Raw genomic sequence first — 14235 nt, 5'->3', positions numbered from 1 at the left:
GCAGGCGGCAAATCTTGCAAGGGGATTCCTTTTTATAGGGAAAACTTCCGAATATGTAGTAATAAAAACTACATAATAAAGTGTCGAATAAAAGTAAAACTTGACATAAAAACAATAATGCTTTATACTAAAATAGTTTTAAAATCAAACTAAATTAAAGCATGGAGGATATTGTTTTGGATAGAGAATACAAAAGCAGTTTGAGATGTTTGAAAATTGGAGATAAGGTGGCAGAACTTCCTATTATTCAAGGGGGAATGGGCGTGGGAGTGAGCCGTAGCTCCCTGGCTGGCGCGGTGGCAGCAGAAGGAGGAGTGGGAGTTATTTCCACAGCTCAGATTGGATATGATGAGGCTGGCTTTGAGAAAGACCAGGCGGGATGCAATCTGAAGGCAATAAGAAAGCACATATGGAAGGCAAGGGAGATTGCCAAGGGAAAAGGGCTGGTCGGTGTTAATATTATGGTAGTGCTGAAACATTATAAAGAGCATGTAAAGGAAGCTGTGGAATGTGGTGCAGATGTGATCATCAGTGGCGCAGGACTTCCCATGAATCTGCCAGAGCTGGTACCGGAGTTTTGCAGAACAAAGATTGCGCCTATTGTTTCTTCAAAAAGGGCAGCAAATCTGATTCTGAAAATGTGGGCACATCGATATAACCGGACTGCAGATCTGATCGTAGTGGAAGGACCGGAGGCAGGAGGACACCTGGGATTTTCCAGGGATCAGCTGGCTCACAGGGATGAGATGGATTTTGACCAGGAAATCCGGGATATTATTGCATGTAAAAAGGAATATGAGGAAAAGTTTGGCCGGGAAATTCCAGTGGTAGTTGCTGGCGGAATTTTTGACCGGAAAGATATTGATCATGCTATGGCACTTGGGGCAGATGGTGTGCAGATCGCAAGCCGGTTTGTGGCGACAAAGGAATGCGATGCCGATGAAAGGTATAAACAGGCGTATGTAAATGCAAGGAAAGAGGATGTGCAGATTATCCAGAGCCCTGTAGGAATGCCTGGAAGGGCGCTTTGCAATCCTTTTATGAAACTGGTAGAGAATGGACGGATTCCAGTAAAGAAGTGCTATAACTGCCTGGAAAAATGTAATCCAGGACAGGTTCCGTACTGCATTACCAAGGCATTGATCGATGCGGTGGAGGGAGATGTAGAGAATGGATTGATGTTCTGTGGGGCAAATGTTGGAAGGATTGACAAAATTACTTCAGTGCATGAATTGATGCGGGAATTGGCAGAAGGCTGATGGTTAGCCGGTTCCTATATGGTGATGTTGCTGACAAACGGCATGTCCGTTTAGATTATAAGGTTTAGATTAGAATTTTATGGCGGGAGAGAAAATCCCGCCATATTATGTTTATTGTAATTCTGCAATCCGGGTGACGCCTACGTAAATTTCCTGAATTTTGTACCAGGTGGTATAATCTACGATTCCGGTTTCCGGAAGACCGAAAATATTCTGGAATTTGCGGACAGAGGCCTGAGTCTGGGCACCATAGATTCCGTCCGGATTTACTTTTGGAAGAGCAGGGTAGGCTTGGCTGATAGCATTTAGCTGTTCCTGAAGCTGGAGTACTTTGCTGCCGGAAGCACCAATATCCAGGTCATATCCTGGCCAGGAGGAAGGAATCCCGGAGACTTCTTCTGCTACATTGATATACATATCGTTTCCGTAGAAATACCGTAGGATTTCAATAGCAGAATATCCCTGGTCTCCAAGCCGCTTGCTTCCCCACTGTGTCATCCATCCTCTGTCCCGGCACTGCACCCGCTCTCCGTCGCAGTACTGGGTAAGAATTGGCTGACGGACGTTAGGACGGGATAGATAATTCTCGAAAAGTTCGTCTACAATGCGGTCGATAGAGTCAAAGATGTTTCGTCCGCGGATCCATTTGTGGTCGTAGGCGGTGGAGGAGGTGATGGTGTAGTCTTTCCCTTTATTGCGGTACCACTCCGTGTATACCCGGTTTAGGGTAAAGGACATAATTGCCAGGATGTTGGCGCGGATAGTGTCGTCAGGCCAGGTGGCATAGATTTCGCTGCTTGCTACATTTTTGATATAGTCGCGGTAGCGGACATAATAATTAGAGGCGGAGTTATCACCTACAGGCCCATCGTGCACTACAATGTATTCCGGAATTACGACCTTGCTTAGAACAATTTCGCCAGTTTCGTGTACTGGTTTAATTTCAGATTCCTGTATTTTTGGTGGATATTCATAGAAAAGTGTATGGGGAGGAATGACAATTCTGTTTTCCGAAACAGTGTCTTGCCTGGGATTCAGAAGGACAGGCTGTTTGGCCAGAACCGCAGGCAAGACTTCTGTGCCTGCGATTTCCTCCTGGTGAAAATCCTCGGCTTTGATCTGCATGGAATATTCTGCATAAGGCTGCGCCTCCTCGGAAGCATTCAGGCTGTATTCCAGAGGAGGCGTTTTTAATTGAAGGACAGGGGTGTTGCCGGAAGAATCCGTGCGGACTTCTTCAATGACACTGTTTGGATCACCTGTATAAGAAATACGGACCAGTGCATTTTCCACAGGGCGGTTGTCTGTTTTTGAATGGACCGTTATCTGTAAGGTACCCTGGTCTACATTTTCCTGCTGTGCACATAAGGCTTTTCTGTAATACATGGACGACCTCATAAAATGCTCTTCCAGGTATTATATGCTAAAAATGCAATTGTGAAAACATAATTCAGGGATGTTTGTGGGGATGAGAATATATTATAATAGTAAAGAGGCAGCAGGACAGCGGTGCCTACGGTGAAAAAAACGAAAGAAGGAATAAAATGAAACACTTAAGAAAACAAATTGCAGGCTATCTTTTAACGCTTATTCTGCTTATGGCAGGAATCGTATTCCCTGGAAGTGGGGAAAAGGTTCTGGCATCTGGCGGCAGCATGACTGTGCATTTCCTGGATGTGGGACAGGGATTATCCATTCTGGTGCAGTCAGAGGGACAGAATCTGCTGTATGATGGTGGTCCAAGAAGCGCGTCCAGCTATGTGGTGTCCTATTTGCAGGAGCAGAATGTGTCAGAAATTGATTATCTGATTTCATCCCATTACGATGAGGATCATGTGAGCGGACTGATTGGCTGTCTGAATGCATTTCAGGTGGACAATGTGATTGGAGCAGATTATATCCATGATTCTTCCCTTTATGGCTCTTTTATGGATGCAGTGGCAGCACATGGGCTTGAAGTACAGCATCCGGCAGTGGGGGCGGAGTATACATTTGGCTCGGGAGAATTTACAATTCTTTCACCAAAGGAAATCAGCAAAGAGAGTAATGCTAATTCGGTGGCAATTAAGCTGACGAATGGAGAAAACAGTTTCGTTTTTACCGGGGATGCAGATTTTAACTGTGAGGCAGATATGGTGAATTCCGGGCTTGATCTGAGCTGCGACGTGTTAAGTGTAGGCCATCATGGATCTGCTACATCCACAAGCTGGGATTTTCTTCAGGCTGCAGTTCCGGAATTTGCAGTGATCAGCTGCGGCGCAGGAAATATGTATGGTCATCCGCATGCGGATACCATGGAAAAACTGTCAGATATGGGAATTCAGGTATATCGCTCTGATGAACAGGGAACCATTGTAGCTTCTTCGGATGGAAGTGCTATTACCTGGAGTGCAGATCCTTGCAATGATTATACTTCAGGTGATGGAGAAACAGCTGGGCAAAGTGAAGGGGAGAATGGATTTACAGCTGAAGATAATAGCGGAACTGATGCAGCTGCAGCATCAGAAAAGTCAGAACAGATTGCTGCAGCAGATGACAGTCAGGAGGAAATGGTATGGATATCTGCTACAGGAAGTAAATATCACAGTATTCCTGACTGTGGAAATATGAATCCGGATAAGGCATATCAGGAGCCAGTCTCACAGGCTGAGGCTCAAGGATATGAAGCTTGTAAGAAGTGCTTTTGATTATATATATTTAACCGAAATTTTCCATTATATTTCGGAATATCCCTTTTTTATTTGGGGAAATTCTGGTATACTAGAGCGTGTTTGAAAAAGGCTTTCTGCAAGATGTGCGTCACAATTTGTGGGAGATTTTGCCCGAATGAGGGCGCCGTAGCGGGCTACGGCAACCGAATTCGGGCAAAATATACCGCAAAGTGGGGCGTGCAGATTGCGGGAATGATTTTTCAAACAGGCTCTAAAGTGTATGCTTAGTAGAACGTACGGAATATAAAATATAATAACTGTGTAGTTTTCGGACCGTAATCCGTGAGGGCTCCGGCAGTTATAAATAAATTGGTGGTGTAAAATTAGTGAGTGAACAGAAAAGAGTAATTTATACAAAGGAGGAACTGGCTGCGAAGGTAAAGGTTCCGGCTATCGTGGAGCAGGATCTGAAGCGCATTATCAGTGATCGCCTGGAACAATGCGGTCTGTATTACAGATGCTTTTCCAGAATCAAGACAGCTTCTTCTATGGCTCATAAATTTGCTCTGAAAGATTATGGCGCGGAGAATAAGAAACTGCAGGACCTGGTAGGTGTCCGTATTAACCTGTATTTTGATGATGATGTAGAAATCTGCCAGAATATTGTGGAAAATACCTTTGATGTGATTGGCTGGTCCACTTCGGAAAGAAGCGAGGAGGAGTTCAAACCTACGAAATTAAACGGCGTGTGCCGTCTTCCGGAATATTTGCGATCAGAAATTTCAACAGAGACCTGGGATATGTATATTGATGATACCTTCGAGATTCAGATTAAGACCATGTTTTTCGAGGGCTGGCATGAGATCGAGCACGATATGCGCTATAAAGGAGAGGAACTGTGGAAGAATTACAAGGGCTTTTCCAGATACTTTAACAGTATTCTGGCAACTTTGGAGCTTTGTGATAAATCCATGGTTACTCTGTTTGAGGATCTGGGACATTCCCTTTATAAATCAGGCAGATGGAGTGATATGATCAAGAGCCATTTCCGCCTGAAACTGGGAGAGGGACAGCTTTATCCTGAGGTGGCGAAGCTTCTGGATGAGGATTGTGACCAGCAGGTGGAGAACCTGGCCAAGCGTATTTATAAGACCAGCAAGCAGACACTGGTAGACCAGCTGCTTCACCGCAGCCGCAAGGTACCGATCAATGTAAATACGATCATTGCCCTGTTAAACGACAGTCAGTTCCACGACAGTCGTCTGACAGCTATTTTTAAGGAACGTGATGTTTATAATGATGGTCGCGAGGAGAGCCTCGGAGAATCCTGGCATTATGAGATGAAGCCTCTTATCCGCCACAACGTGTTCCAGATGTGCACACAGGTGGATGGAAGCCGTCTGAAGGAAGAGAAACCGGCATCTGCTGCAGAGATTTTCCAGCAGGCAGCAGATGCGATATATGGCTGGATCGTGGGGAAATATGGCGGTCTGTTTAAGGAAATGCCACAGAAGACCAGTACTTATCATGCTGACATTCTGGCTTATCATGTAGCTGTGAATTATGATCCGGACAATCATCGGCTGAATATGCATGTAAGACATATGGATATGGAAGTGGGCGGCAGAATCTGGTATTCAGAAGCCGGACTTGAAGTGTCGCGTCAGGATGAAGTGATTCTGAAGGTTTGCAATGGATATGCACAGCCGGAGAGAGAACACACCATCCAGGACCCGGGAGTAACTTTCTTCAGTTATCCTGGATATTATAAGACGATTGTTGACAATATCGGAATTGTAAATGGAATCGAATGTTCTAACAGAAGACGTATTTTGCGAGAGGATATGTTTGGGAATCTTATTGCAGCGTTGAAAGATTCAGGGCGTTTATTCCCTGTTGTTGTGATCGTCTCAAGAGAAACTGCAGACGGAATGATGGATGAGGATTGGCTGGGCCAGTTCCGTGTATCTGATTTTACAAGGACTGTATGGCGATATTCTCATGTATTTACGGCGCATGAGTCTGTTGGAAAGAAATTTCTGAAACTTGCAGGAATTGATATTCGCCAGATTGATGATATCCCAAGGCTTTATATTTTCTGGCCGGGCGGAGATGTGGACGACTATGGTCCGGAGGATGTAACCAACTGTAGCTTTGGCCGTCACCTTGAGGCAAGAGGCGATGCCCGCACCTATGATATTGTGCGTGGCGGACAGGCGTTCTATCATAAGATCGTTACAGATTTAAGAGAATGGAATATTTCTGCTGATATGTGGGAAGGATTTAAGCTGGAGACAGTGACAGAACTTCCGAAATAGAATGATAAAAGTACAACGGTAATAAAAAGGCCTGCAAAACGGATGTTTTGCAGGCCTTTAATGTTTCTTAAGCAATAAAAAATGCGGAAGATGGGACTTGAATGAATTCCCTCTTGACAGCGGAAAAACGTTGATTTTATGCGGTGTTTTCAATGTGGCACTAAATGCCTGCCCCAACAAAAGGGGCAGAAAAGGGGCAACTTTAAAAAATAGATACCTTTGCAATTTGCTCATTGTCTTTCTCCGTGAGCTTTTTGGTGACATGTAAGTATATTTCTTTGGTAACCTTGCTGTTTTCGTGTCCGAGTCTCCTAGAGATGGTATCAATGCTGATACCTTGCTCCAAGAGAAGAGAGGCATGAGTATGACGCAGGGCATGTGGGGTGATAGCACGACCTAAGACGCGCTTGGAGTTTTCCCTTAAATATTTATTGTAGGAATAATAGTGTATATAAGTTCCATTCCTGGAAAAGAGAAACAAGGCAGGCTTTCCGATATTGGACATCAAACGACGGCGGAGCATTAATGCATTTAATTGTTTGCATACATTTTCCAATTCCTCCTGCATATACACATCCCTGATCGAACAAAAGCTCTTTGGAGATGTGACGATCTGGTTTATATAATCATAATTCTTGGTCACATGAATCACTTTATTTTTGAAATCCACATCTGACCGGTCCAGGGCAATCAACTCACCAACTCTTAGGCCTGACAATGCCATGAATTCTGTACACAGTCTCCAAAGGGAATGATCCATTCCATTCAGCAATGCTTTCAGCTCATTTGATTCCAGATATTTATCCTGAATCTTCTGCTTATGAGGAACATCTTTAAAAGGCTCTATTTTGTCAAGGAATGTAATATCGCTGAGCATATCGTTACTGTATCCCCAGCGGATCAGAGCCTTGAAACGGGTAAGGTGTTCATTTAAAGTGCTGTTTTCTTTTCCAGAATCACGAAACCTGCTGCGGACATACTTGGCAGTCATGTGCTCCACAATTGTACTTTCACCAAGCATTTTCATAATGGCATTGCAGGCAAAATAATTCCTGGAATAAGTAGATTGCTTCACGGTTACCTTCTGATCCTTCCGATATTCCTCTATTAATTCCTTTAGCGTATACTGGTGATTTGGCGCAGTTTTCATGGCTTGCTGGATTTTCAACTCCAGAGTTTTTTGCGCTGTTTTTCTGGTCTGCGGAGTGTTTTTATCCATTGTGACAGATACACGTTTCAACTTTCCTGTCATGTAGTCGGTATATCGTTCACAGAATTTAAACTTTCCATTATTGGCTTCTTCAACCCACATGATATCATCCTCCTTATACGGACCATTCCGGCAGAATCACCGAGATGGTTTCTTTTTTGGTTGCGCCGGCGCAAGTGCCGGGAAAAATAAGTACAAAAATAACAGCCAGCGCGAACAAAGGTTCCGCTTGCATGGCTGCCCCGAAGATGATACAATATTTTTGCTGAAAATAGTGTGCATCTTCGGATGTGCCCGCCGCTCTAGTGCTGGTAACACTAGGGCGGTTTTTCTTTTATTTAATTATTCTTCATCTTCTTCAAACTCTTCGATTGAATAGATGGGTTCATATGGAACTTGCATATCCACCGATTGCCTGTATTCTTCAGCTAACATTGTGGAATTAAATTCCGCAGTGGGATCAATACTTGAAACTAATTTTTCGAGTTCAGTAATATCTATTTTGAAAAATTCTTTTCGCATATTAACTTTATTAAGCCTCTTTTCGTTTAATGTTTCATGAAGCTTCTTTTCCAGTCCGACAGCATCTTCTGAGAAAATAAAACTATGTACATCAAATTTAAAGGGCACACTGGCACTGCCAAGCTCATTTACACGATCCTGTGGATCTAACCGGCGTGTCATTCCAATTTTGAAAACATCCTGGCCGAACGAACCTAAATTACTAATGATATAAACATTACCAGCTTTTCCATTCTGAAGGTTTACAATTTCATCCTTTTTGATGATTATATCAGAGAGCTGCTTTTGCAGATCAAGAATTCGGGTATGAAGTTGTTCTTTATCAGAAGCTGAAGTTGATTCTGAAAGGGCGACTGTTAATTTATCTATTTCGGTCTTAAACTTACTCTCTTCTTTCTCAACTTTCTTACGCTCTGCCTCTAACGCTTTTCGTTCCTCTGCTTCTTGGCGCATTTGTTCTTTAAGAGCTAATTGCTCCTGTTTTGCTTGTTCTTTGCGAACATAGTAATTGTATTCGATTTTTACGGCATTGATAAATAAATACTCCAATTCCCCGATGAACTTAGTAAGAGTACCTGCTATACTTTGGTTCCCTTCACCTGCAATCTTTAAGTATTTAGAAGAAATAGAACGGATATTTTCAATGGAACTATCTAATTTATCATATTTCAAATTATACAAAACGTTTTGCAGTTCAGCTTTCAAAGCAATAACCATAAGAGAGTATATAGATTTATTAGCCTTGGTTGTGTAACGAGCTTCATAAAGATCCATTAATCGGTCAATCTGTTTTGCGTTTTCTCTATATGCCTTGCGAAGATCTTTTACATCCATGCAATGTAATTTTAAAATGACAGATGGAACTAATTCTTCTAAATCTTCCTTATCATGAGGATTTAATCTGCAGTTGTTATAAGAAACATCAGACACAAGAAATGTATCAAGTGCATATTCGATGCTCTGGTACAACTCTTTGGAACGCGCAATTTTATTACGCTGAGATGTAACTTGTTTCTCCAATTTCTGAGATTGTTCAGAAAGCGTGGATAAGTCATCATGTTGTTTTGAAAGAGTAATGTTGTTACCGGCAATTTCTGAGTTCATGCGGTCAAGGTGCTCTTTCACCTGCCAGTATTCATCTGCATGTAAATCTTGTAATTTTTGCTTTAGAGCTTCGTTTTCGGCTTTTATTTTTCCTACTCTAAAGATATCAAATAATCCCATATCGCCCTCCGGTTTTTATGATGATATTCTCAATTCAATTAATCTTTTGTGGTATCCGGTCATCCTGGATATTTGGTCAATAGTAAAATCTCTGTATTCATCCAGAAACGAATCTGGAAGTAGCAGCTCCATAGCGAAAAGATTTGCTTCCAGTTCAAATTTATCTGTATTAAACTGGGTACGTGTATCCATAAAAATAGCATTAGCTTTTTTATGCAGAAACATGTGCCCGAGTTCATGAGCAAGAACAAAACGTTGTTCAGCTTCAGATAAACGTTCATCCAGATAAATAATATTGTTACGTTGGAAATACTGGTAGAATCCGCGCACACCCTCTAATGGATAATGAACCAATATCACATTCATACCTTTAATCATTTCAAAAGGATCGCGAGTCTGGTATTTCCTGACAAGTTGTGAAACTCGTCTTTTTATGCACATAGGCATCAGTCCTTTTTATATTTCTTAGGCGTATATTTTTCTTTGTTCTTTTTCTTTGCCATTTCCATTCCAATCTGCATAGCAGCAAGGATAGAATCCACTGCTTCAGGAGAAGCAGGATCACCGTCAAACATCAGTCCTTCCTGTGAGAGCAGTTGCTCTCTGGTATGTTCAATGATTTTCTCAATGTCACGCTCATCTTTTGCATTTAATTGAGGCTTAGGAGAGTCTACATCTTTTCCTGTCATTAAATAATCAATTGTTACCCCAAAATAATCAGCTATTTTTTGTAAAGTTTTTGTAGTAGGTGTACTTCGACCAGATTTCCAATTGCTTAGGGCAGTCTGGGTTACACCAGCTTCTTTAGCGACTTTGTAAGGGGTAACACCATTTTTTTGTAGAAGCTGTTCAAATACTTCATACATAAATTGTGCTCCTTTCACAAAGATAGCATACTTACGCAAAAGTTAGTAAAAACGCTTGACTACTAACGAAAAAAGATGTATTATCTACTTACGCAAACGAAAGTAAGCGCAAAATAAAATACTTTCGATGTGGTATGCTTTCTTTTTTAAAATGTAGTGGTTTTATGATTGAAAGTATATCACAGCTCGAAAGTATTTGCAAGGGATATACTTTCGATAGGAGGTGTAAAATTGTACGAAAAATATAAATCCCTATTAGACAAAACAAACAAAACATCTTATCAAGTATCAAAAGAAACCGGAATTAGTCAAACGGCTTTTTCAAATTGGAAAACCAAAAGATCTGAACCAGGGCTAGAAAGCCTCAGGAAGTTGGCGGACTACTTCAATGTACCGATTGAATATTTTCTGGAGAAGTAACCGGAAAGGAGATGAGGAAGATAGAGAATACAGCATTGCTGATAAATTTATTTACAACGCTGTTGAATTCGATAGCAATAATATGCCTTGCACTTAGCATGAGAAGGTAACGGGAGGTAAGTAAAAGATGGTTTACACAGAATCCATACGTGGATATCCGTACATGAAAAAAGAGCAACTTGCAAAAGAATTTCAGATCAGTACCGGAACCGTAAGAACGAGACTGTTTGAAATTGAAGATGAAATCAAAACAGGGCGTTATAACGATTATGCCATTATCCGGGATGGAAACATTGTCCTGATCAACGTTCTGGTATTCATTGATTATCTTACTTATCGGCGTCAGCTCCTGGATCGCAATGCCAGAAAGTATGCTCCGGCATTTCATCCGGAAAAGCTGGTGCAGATGATCGGTTGGAGCAACCGGGCTGTTGTGGAAGGAGAGACTGGGAATGAAGCGTAACATAATCATATCTGTCATCATAGGCACCCTTGCTACATACCTACCGTTCTGGCAGTGGGACGGACTGCAGGTTGCAGGAGCAATGGCATTATCAATGCTTGCATGGATGCTGATACAGGGCACAGAGCCGGAAGGGAAGAGAACATGAGTTTAGAAAAAATGATAGATGAGTTATATGAGCTTTCGAAGAAAGCTATAGCAAGCGGAATCCATGTAAGTTTCGAAATAGGATTAGCTGGATATCCATGCCGGGTTTGGGTGGAAGAACCTTCAGAAAGCAAAATGACTACTTATGATATCTATCGCGAAGAAGTAATGATGAAAGAATCCGTTAAAAACTACGAAGCAGCCAGGGCGCATCTTACCCAGTTGGTGAAAGAAAATGGATCCTGAAGAGTGGGAGCTCATCAGGATCCGGTGTCCAATGGACAAAAACAGTTTATCACCCTTTTATTGTAGAAGGGTAGAAAGGAAAAGTCAATGATTAAAGTTGAGAAAAAGGGAAATGTAACGAAGGCAACAGTAGAGGGAAACACATCCGTGCTGGTTGATGAATTTCAGACTGTATTACATGCACTGTATCATATGCTTGATAAGAGCATTAAAGAGTCAGAAAGTATAACCCCACGGGATCTTATGCATTCAATGGTAGAAGATGTGGTGCAGAAAGAAAGCGAGATGAATAAGGCATGAGAAACAGACTTACAATTGCTAATCCAAATGGAGTAGGATACCGGATCCCTGGCTGCAGGGCTTCTTCTCTTCGGTTGGAGTGGCAGCAGGAGCAGACGGTACTGTTTGGAACAGTGGCAGACCGTTTGGGTGAGTATGAAGACCTTGGATCTATAGAAGAATTACGTGAATTAAAGAAAGGAAGATAAGGATGAAATTAAACAGATTAGTATCTACTTCGGGAATGGACCATGCAACCTGGCTGGAATACCGTAAAAAAGGAATCGGTGGATCAGATGCGGGCAGTATCTGTGGCTTAAATCCATATGCAACCGCGATTTCCGTTTACCAGGATAAAACCCAGGAAGAGGTAACTGAGAAAGAAGACAACGAGTCCATGAGACAGGGACGCGACCTGGAGGAGTATGTAGCACGCAGGTTTATGGAAGAGACCGGAAAGAAAGTGCGCCGTGCAAATTCTATTTTTTACATGGAAGAAAATCCTTTTATGCTGGCCAACGTAGACCGGCTGATTGTAGGAGAGAACGCGGGACTGGAGTGTAAAACAGCTTCCGCCTATTCTGCAGATAAATGGAAAGATGGACATATTCCGGAATCCTATGAAATCCAGTGCCACCACTATATGGCTGTGACCGGAGCTGATGCCTGGTATATTGCCTGTGTGATCCTTGGAAGGGAGTTTGTCTGGCGCAAGATTGAGCGTGATGAGGGCATTATCCAGATGCTGATCACAGTGGAGACGGATTTTTGGAATAACAACGTGCTTGCCAGAAAAATGCCTGTTCCAGATGGCAGTGAGGCTGCTGAAAAGATCTTATCAGAATATTATGGAAAGTCAGATCCGGAGAAAGTCATTCCGCTGATCGGGTTCGACGAAAAGCTGAAACGAAGATCAGAGATCCTGGAACTTCAGGATAAGCTGGACCAGGAAAAGAAGCAGATTGAGCAGGAAGTTAAGCTTTTTATGGAAGATGCGGAGAAGGCTGATTCCGATAAATATTCAATTACATGGAAATCCATAGTATCGAGCCGGGTAGATTCGAAAAAGCTGAAGGCAGATCATCCGGATATCTATAAGGAATATGCCAAAGAGTCATCCAGCAGAAGATTTACTGTAAAAGAGATTGCATAACAGGAGGCAGAGAGAATGGGAGTAAAAGATGCGTTAGCAGAGAAAACAGGAAATAAAGGGGAAGTAAAGCTTACCAAGTCCATGAGCATTGCGGACATGATCAAGGCCATGAAGCCGGAGATTGAGAAAGCCCTTCCGAAGGTAATCACCCCGGAACGTTTTACCAGAATGGCGTTATCTGCCTTAAATACCACTCCGAAGCTACAGGAGTGCAGCCAGATGTCTTTCCTTGGCGCGCTTATGAATGCGGCACAGCTCGGTCTGGAACCAAACACACCGTTGGGACAAGCATATCTGATTCCATATAAGAATCATGGGAAACTGGAATGCCAGTTCCAGATCGGATATAAAGGTCTGATCGACATGGTTTACCGCAATGACAACATTCAGACTGTACAGGCCCAGTGTGTTTATGAGAATGATGTGTTTGAGTATGAATTGGGACTGGAGCCAAAACTGGTACATAAACCGGCTATTAAGGACAAAGGGGAAATGCTTTTGGTGTATGCGCTTTGGAAAGCAAAGAACGGCGGATATGGTTTCGAAGTGATGAGTAAAGAAGATATTGACAATCATGCCAGAAGATTCAGCCAGAGCTTTGCTAGCAGCTTTAGTCCCTGGAAAACGAATTATGAAGAAATGGCAAAGAAAACCGTTATTAAGAAATGTCTGAAATACGCACCTCTAAAATCTGACTTTGTCATGCAGCTTTCCAATGATGAGAGTGTGAAGACCGAGCTCAGTGTAGATATGTCCGAGGTGGCAAACGAACAGGAGCCGATTGATGCTGATTACCAGGAAGTATCCCAGGAGGCTCCAGATGGTACAGAAACTGCAGAAGCCGTAAACAACCAGGGCACAGCAGAATAAACAGCAAGTGGTGCTTCCTATCATGGAAATGCGTCATTATATATCACAATACGTTGATACCTGGCAGTACCTGTTCATGCTGCCAGGTAGGAAAGGAGTAAGAAATGCAGCATATTGACATGGAAAAATTCGCAAATGGTGCGTTTACGGAACAGATCAACAGGGAGCTGAAGAAGGTGACGGAGAACATCCAGGATCCGAACACAGACGCAACTGCCAAGCGGAGGATCACTGTTGTGATCGAATTTAAGCCGAATGAGGCAAGGAATTTTGTTACTACGGGAGTACAGGCAAAATCCACCCTGGCACCGGCTCTTGGAGCTGTGACAGCCCTCAGCATGGGCAAAAACATCCGTACAAATGAAGTGGAGGCTGTTGAGATTGGCAGCCAGATCCCAGGCCAGATGACCATTGAGGAGGTAACGGATTCCTTTGATGAGAGGGAAAAAACACCGCGCCAGGTTGATCCTTCCACTGGGGAGATCATTGAACAGGCGGAACATTCAGACAATGTAATTGATTTAAGAGCTAGACAGGCATAAGGAGGAAGAAAGATGATCAAAGAAGCAATCAAGTACATCACAGATTTAAAAGCAGAAGCAATGGA

18 protein-coding genes and 1 pseudogene are annotated in these 14235 nt (G+C 42.7%); 13 read left to right on the top strand and 6 right to left on the bottom strand.

What is annotated here, in order from left to right:
- The first annotated feature begins 176 nt into the window (after positions 1-176).
- Positions 177-1259 (top strand): NAD(P)H-dependent flavin oxidoreductase, encoded by a 1083-nt coding sequence (locus ACESTK_RS17975; RefSeq protein WP_373120394.1) that lies wholly within the window; start codon positions 177-179, stop codon positions 1257-1259.
- Positions 1260-1370: 111 nt separating this feature from the next.
- Here ACESTK_RS17975 and ACESTK_RS17970 read toward each other — a convergent pair whose 3' ends face one another.
- Positions 1371-2645 carry a peptidoglycan-binding protein gene (locus ACESTK_RS17970; RefSeq protein WP_118578722.1) on the bottom strand — a complete coding sequence of 425 codons (1275 nt, stop codon included), beginning with the start codon at positions 2643-2645 and terminating at the stop codon, positions 1371-1373.
- A gap of 158 nt (positions 2646-2803) precedes the next feature.
- Here ACESTK_RS17970 and ACESTK_RS17965 point away from each other — a divergent pair, with 158 nt between their 5' ends.
- Complete coding sequence (locus tag ACESTK_RS17965; protein WP_173772590.1) at positions 2804-3946, top strand: ComEC/Rec2 family competence protein; 1143 nt, start codon at positions 2804-2806, stop codon at positions 3944-3946.
- Between the two features lie 27 nt (positions 3947-3973).
- Here the strand turns inward: ACESTK_RS17965 and ACESTK_RS17960 are convergent.
- A pseudogene (locus tag ACESTK_RS17960) lies at positions 3974-4114 on the bottom strand (DUF6783 domain-containing protein); the annotation flags it as partial.
- Between ACESTK_RS17960 and ACESTK_RS17955 the strand changes: the two are divergent.
- Together ACESTK_RS17955 and ACESTK_RS17950 are read left to right on the top strand one after the other, a co-directional pair.
- Positions 4052-4198 carry a DUF6783 domain-containing protein gene (locus ACESTK_RS17955; RefSeq protein ID WP_306797103.1) on the top strand — a complete coding sequence of 49 codons (147 nt, stop codon included), beginning with the start codon at positions 4052-4054 and terminating at the stop codon, positions 4196-4198. The pseudogene ACESTK_RS17960 and the gene ACESTK_RS17955 sit on opposite strands and share 63 nt — an antisense overlap.
- Before the next feature lie 98 nt (positions 4199-4296).
- On the top strand, positions 4297-6228 hold the full coding sequence (locus tag ACESTK_RS17950; RefSeq protein ID WP_173772588.1) for a hypothetical protein: 1932 nt from the start codon (positions 4297-4299) through the stop codon (positions 6226-6228).
- Between the two features lie 202 nt (positions 6229-6430).
- Here ACESTK_RS17950 and ACESTK_RS17945 read toward each other — a convergent pair whose 3' ends face one another.
- The 4 genes from ACESTK_RS17945 to ACESTK_RS17930 all read right to left on the bottom strand — a co-directional run bounded on the left by ACESTK_RS17945 (position 6431) and on the right by ACESTK_RS17930 (position 10050).
- Positions 6431-7540, bottom strand: a complete 1110-nt coding sequence (locus ACESTK_RS17945; protein ID WP_294425502.1) for a site-specific integrase — start codon at positions 7538-7540, stop codon at positions 6431-6433.
- 240 nt (positions 7541-7780) lie between these two features.
- The gene (locus tag ACESTK_RS17940) at positions 7781-9184 is read right to left on the bottom strand and encodes a GIY-YIG nuclease family protein (protein ID WP_226815782.1); all 1404 of its coding nucleotides are present in this window, start codon (positions 9182-9184) and stop codon (positions 7781-7783) included.
- 15 nt (positions 9185-9199) lie between these two features.
- Positions 9200-9625, bottom strand: coding sequence for an ImmA/IrrE family metallo-endopeptidase (locus ACESTK_RS17935; RefSeq protein WP_226815783.1), 426 nt, complete (start codon positions 9623-9625; stop codon positions 9200-9202).
- A gap of 5 nt (positions 9626-9630) precedes the next feature.
- Positions 9631-10050, bottom strand: a complete 420-nt coding sequence (locus ACESTK_RS17930) for a helix-turn-helix domain-containing protein (protein ID WP_158421550.1) — start codon at positions 10048-10050, stop codon at positions 9631-9633.
- Positions 10051-10281: 231 nt separating this feature from the next.
- Between ACESTK_RS17930 and ACESTK_RS17925 the strand changes: the two genes are divergently transcribed.
- The 9 genes from ACESTK_RS17925 (at position 10282) to ACESTK_RS17885 (ending at position 14170) form a co-directional block, all read left to right on the top strand.
- Complete coding sequence (locus tag ACESTK_RS17925) at positions 10282-10470, top strand: helix-turn-helix transcriptional regulator (RefSeq protein WP_158421549.1); 189 nt, start codon at positions 10282-10284, stop codon at positions 10468-10470.
- Between the two features lie 127 nt (positions 10471-10597).
- Positions 10598-10933 carry a hypothetical protein gene (locus ACESTK_RS17920; RefSeq protein WP_294425494.1) on the top strand — a complete coding sequence of 112 codons (336 nt, stop codon included), beginning with the start codon at positions 10598-10600 and terminating at the stop codon, positions 10931-10933.
- A complete protein-coding gene (locus ACESTK_RS17915; protein WP_294425492.1) occupies positions 10923-11081 on the top strand; it encodes a hypothetical protein in 159 nt (52 codons plus the stop codon). Before ACESTK_RS17920 ends, ACESTK_RS17915 begins: the two co-directional genes overlap by 11 nt.
- Complete coding sequence (locus ACESTK_RS17910; RefSeq protein WP_294425490.1) at positions 11078-11326, top strand: hypothetical protein; 249 nt, start codon at positions 11078-11080, stop codon at positions 11324-11326. The genes ACESTK_RS17915 and ACESTK_RS17910 overlap by 4 nt, the downstream gene beginning before the upstream one ends.
- An 87-nt stretch (positions 11327-11413) precedes the next feature.
- Complete coding sequence (locus tag ACESTK_RS17905) at positions 11414-11626, top strand: hypothetical protein (RefSeq protein WP_294425488.1); 213 nt, start codon at positions 11414-11416, stop codon at positions 11624-11626.
- The gene (locus ACESTK_RS17900) at positions 11623-11814 is read left to right on the top strand and encodes a hypothetical protein (protein WP_148463812.1); all 192 of its coding nucleotides are present in this window, start codon (positions 11623-11625) and stop codon (positions 11812-11814) included. The genes ACESTK_RS17905 and ACESTK_RS17900 overlap by 4 nt, the downstream gene beginning before the upstream one ends.
- Before the next feature lie 2 nt (positions 11815-11816).
- On the top strand, positions 11817-12758 hold the full coding sequence (locus ACESTK_RS17895; protein ID WP_294425485.1) for a YqaJ viral recombinase family protein: 942 nt from the start codon (positions 11817-11819) through the stop codon (positions 12756-12758).
- A gap of 15 nt (positions 12759-12773) precedes the next feature.
- A complete protein-coding gene (locus tag ACESTK_RS17890; protein WP_270414054.1) occupies positions 12774-13628 on the top strand; it encodes a recombinase RecT in 855 nt (284 codons plus the stop codon).
- A gap of 104 nt (positions 13629-13732) precedes the next feature.
- Complete coding sequence (locus ACESTK_RS17885; protein WP_148463796.1) at positions 13733-14170, top strand: hypothetical protein; 438 nt, start codon at positions 13733-13735, stop codon at positions 14168-14170.
- The last annotated feature ends 65 nt before the right edge of the window (positions 14171-14235 follow it).

This window comes from Ruminococcus sp. Marseille-P328 (assembly GCF_964249465.1).
GTDB classification, from domain to species: domain Bacteria; phylum Bacillota; class Clostridia; order Lachnospirales; family Lachnospiraceae; genus Blautia_A; species Blautia_A faecis.
This window is presented reverse-complemented; position numbering and strand designations above follow the sequence as displayed.

Bases quoted from the DNA above. Each gene is read 5' to 3' on its own strand.
- ACESTK_RS17910 (WP_294425490.1), top strand. From the start codon at position 11,078: ATGAGTTTAGAAAAAATGATAGATGAGTTATATGAGCTTTCGAAGAAA.
- ACESTK_RS17940 (WP_226815782.1), bottom strand. From the start codon at position 9,184: ATGGGATTATTTGATATCTTTAGAGTAGGAAAAATAAAAGCCGAAAAC.
- ACESTK_RS17970 (WP_118578722.1), bottom strand. From the start codon at position 2,645: ATGTATTACAGAAAAGCCTTATGTGCACAGCAGGAAAATGTAGACCAG.
- ACESTK_RS17915 (WP_294425492.1), top strand. From the start codon at position 10,923: ATGAAGCGTAACATAATCATATCTGTCATCATAGGCACCCTTGCTACA.
- ACESTK_RS17955 (WP_306797103.1), top strand. From the start codon at position 4,052: ATGTGCGTCACAATTTGTGGGAGATTTTGCCCGAATGAGGGCGCCGTA.
- ACESTK_RS17930 (WP_158421550.1), bottom strand. From the start codon at position 10,050: ATGTATGAAGTATTTGAACAGCTTCTACAAAAAAATGGTGTTACCCCT.
- ACESTK_RS17920 (WP_294425494.1), top strand. From the start codon at position 10,598: ATGGTTTACACAGAATCCATACGTGGATATCCGTACATGAAAAAAGAG.
- ACESTK_RS17945 (WP_294425502.1), bottom strand. From the start codon at position 7,540: ATGTGGGTTGAAGAAGCCAATAATGGAAAGTTTAAATTCTGTGAACGA.
- ACESTK_RS17890 (WP_270414054.1), top strand. From the start codon at position 12,774: ATGGGAGTAAAAGATGCGTTAGCAGAGAAAACAGGAAATAAAGGGGAA.
- ACESTK_RS17965 (WP_173772590.1), top strand. From the start codon at position 2,804: ATGAAACACTTAAGAAAACAAATTGCAGGCTATCTTTTAACGCTTATT.
- ACESTK_RS17900 (WP_148463812.1), top strand. From the start codon at position 11,623: ATGAGAAACAGACTTACAATTGCTAATCCAAATGGAGTAGGATACCGG.
- ACESTK_RS17895 (WP_294425485.1), top strand. From the start codon at position 11,817: ATGAAATTAAACAGATTAGTATCTACTTCGGGAATGGACCATGCAACC.
- ACESTK_RS17885 (WP_148463796.1), top strand. From the start codon at position 13,733: ATGCAGCATATTGACATGGAAAAATTCGCAAATGGTGCGTTTACGGAA.
- ACESTK_RS17905 (WP_294425488.1), top strand. From the start codon at position 11,414: ATGATTAAAGTTGAGAAAAAGGGAAATGTAACGAAGGCAACAGTAGAG.
- ACESTK_RS17935 (WP_226815783.1), bottom strand. From the start codon at position 9,625: ATGTGCATAAAAAGACGAGTTTCACAACTTGTCAGGAAATACCAGACT.